Source organism: Vibrio sp. Vb0349 (assembly GCF_033338975.1).
The window spans coordinates 1-1,935 of sequence record NZ_JAWOTS010000094.1 but is presented as its reverse complement, the minus strand read 5'-3'; the positions used below and the strand labels follow the sequence as shown (position 1 = coordinate 1,935).

The window sequence follows — 1,935 nt, the reverse complement described above, 5'->3', positions numbered from 1 at the left end:
GTTTGTGATGGTCGGTTGGTCATCGACGATAGTCACTGGGATCACCGCTGAGCTGGTGTCACCATCAAAATCCGTTGCGATGATTGGGAAGTTCAGCGTTAGCTCGTCGCTATTAGTAGCGTGATCGATTGGGCCTTCCAACGTGAAGTTGTAAGAGCCATCCACATTCACTACCAACGTAAATACTGGATTGCCATCTGCCGTCGCACTGTAAGTGAAGCTGCCGTCAGCATTTGCCGTTTCTACGAGTACAACCGCTTCGCCATGTGAGGTAAGGCCAGCAACAAGATCCGTCGAGGAATCAAGTTGATAACTCACCACTCGATCAGAGCCTTCTGTTGTAGTGAATTTACCGTCAATAGAAACAACGCCATCCTGAGAAGAACCAACGCCCGATAAATCGTCTTCATCAACCGTAATAGAATCGACGTTTGTGATAGTTGGTTGGTCATCGACGATGGTCACTGGGATCACCGCTGAACTGGTATCACCATCAAAATCGGTCGCAATAATCGGGAAGTTCAGCGTTAGCTCGTCACTACCATTGGCATGGTCGATAGGGCCTTCTAGCGTAAAGTTATAAGAACCATCTGCGTTAACAATCAAGGTAAAGACGGCGTTACCACCCGCGGTGGCTTGATAAGTAAAACTGCCGTCTGGGTTGGCCGTTTCAATCATCGTTACCACGATACCTTGAGATGTCAGCCCTGCGACAGGGTCGGCAGAAGCATCCAATTGATAACTAACGACACCATCAGAACCTTGCGTTGTTGCAAATTGGCCGTTGATGGAAAGTGCATCATTTTGGTCTGAGCCAATCCCAATCAAGTCATCTTCATCAACTTGGATTGCATCCACATTCGTTATGACTGGTTTATCATCGACGATAGTCACTGGGATGGTGGCAGAAGTTGTATCGCCATCAAAGTCAGTCGCAATTATTGGGAAGTTCAGCGTTAGCTCATCGCTATTAATAGCGTGATCGATTGGGCCTTCCAGTGTGAAGTTATAACTGCCATCCGTTTTCACTACCAACGTAAAGACAGGGTTGCCATCTGCTGTCGCAACGTAGCTGAAGCTGCCATCAGGATTTGCAGTCTCTATCAACGTCACTGGATTGCCTTGCGAGGTGAGCCCATCAACAGGTTTCGCATTCGAGTCAAGCTGGTAACTCACGACTCTGTCTGCACCTTCAGTGGTCGTAAACTGGCCATCAATTGAAACTGGGTCGTTTTGGTCTGAACCGATACCAGCCAGATCGTCTTCATCAACACTGATCGCTTCAAAATCCGTTACAACTGGCAATGAGTCAACGATCGTGACTGGCAACGTAATTTTGCTCGTGTCGCCATCAAAATCCGTCGCAATGATGGAAAAGTCCAACGTTAAGGTGTCACTATTTGGAGCATGATCAACAGCCCCTTGCAGTTCAAACGAGTAACTCCCGTCACTGTTTACCTGTAACGTAAATACCGGATTGCCGTTTGCCGTCGCCGTGTAGGTAAAGCTACCGTCGGCATTACTGACTTCGGCCAACGTGATAACTTGACCATTGGAGGTCAAACCGTTTAGCGGGTCTGAACCTGTTTCAAGCTGGTACTGAACCACACCATCTGAGCCTTGTGTGGTCGTGAACTGCCCTTCAACCAACAGTGCGTTTGATTGTCCACCATTCGTAATTAAGTCATTTTCATCTACAGTGAGAGGCTCGACATTCTCAATCGTAGGAACGTCATCTTGAATGGTGACAGGCAAAACCATGGTGCTGGTATCGCCATCAAAATCCGTCGCTGTAATCGGGAAATTCAGTGTTAACGCATCACTGCCACTAGCGTGATCGATTGGGCCTTCCAACGTAAAGTTGTATGAACCATCAACATTCACCACCAGCGTAAATACTGAGTTGCCGTTTGCTGTCGCGGTGTAAGTGAAACT

Annotated in this window: 1 protein-coding gene; it reads right to left on the bottom strand. The window is 47.8% G+C overall.

All coding sequences use genetic code 11. The features are described from left to right. A partial coding sequence (locus R7Q47_RS23495) for a VCBS domain-containing protein (protein ID WP_318089503.1) occupies nt 1–1,935 on the bottom strand: 1,935 nt, incomplete at both ends.